Origin of the sequence: Bradyrhizobium sp. 197 (assembly GCF_023073375.1) — a bacterium.
Taxonomy (GTDB): Bacteria; Pseudomonadota; Alphaproteobacteria; order Rhizobiales; family Xanthobacteraceae; genus Bradyrhizobium.
In genome coordinates, this window is record NZ_JADPJJ010000057.1 from 1 (window position 1) to 629 (window position 629).

A 629-nucleotide genomic window follows, 5' to 3' on the forward strand; every position below is an offset into this window, starting at 1 on the left:
AGCAGTGAGTGCCCGCCCAGCTCGAAGAAGTTGTCGTGCCGGCCGACACGTTCCAGGCCCAGAAGCTCGGCCCAGATCTGCGCCAGCGCGATCTCGATCTCGCCCCGCGGCGCCTCATAGGCTGCCCGCGCATACGCATCATCCTCTGGCGGGGGCAGCGCCTTGCGGTCCAGCTTGCCGTTCGGCGTCAACGGCAGCGCCGCAAGCCGCACAAACGCGCTCGGCACCATGTACTCGGGCAGCCGCGCACCAAGATGGGTGCGCAACGTGCCGGCAAGTTCAGTCTCCTCGGCTTCGCCGGCATGCTCCGCAGCCGTAACCACATAGGCGACCAGACGCTTCTCGCCGCTGCGATCCTCGCACGCAACCACCGCCGCGTCGCGCACCGACGCGTGCTCAACCAGCCGCGCCGCGATCTCGCCAGGCTCGATCCGGAAGCCGCGGATCTTCATCTGGTCGTCGATGCGGCCCAGAAACTCCAGATTGCCGTCCGGCAGGTACCGCGCGAGATCCCCGGTCCGGTACATCCGTGCGCCGACCTCACCACTGAACGGATCGGCCAAGAACCTCTCCGCCGTCAGTTCGGGCCGGTTCAGATAGCCACGCGCGACCCCCGCCCCGCCAATGTA

Annotated in this window: 1 protein-coding gene; it reads right to left on the bottom strand. The window is 67.9% G+C overall.

Annotated features, from left to right (window positions below; all coding sequences use genetic code 11):
* The coding region (locus IVB27_RS13410; protein WP_247444040.1) for an AMP-binding enzyme at positions 1–629 on the bottom strand (629 nt) is incomplete at both ends.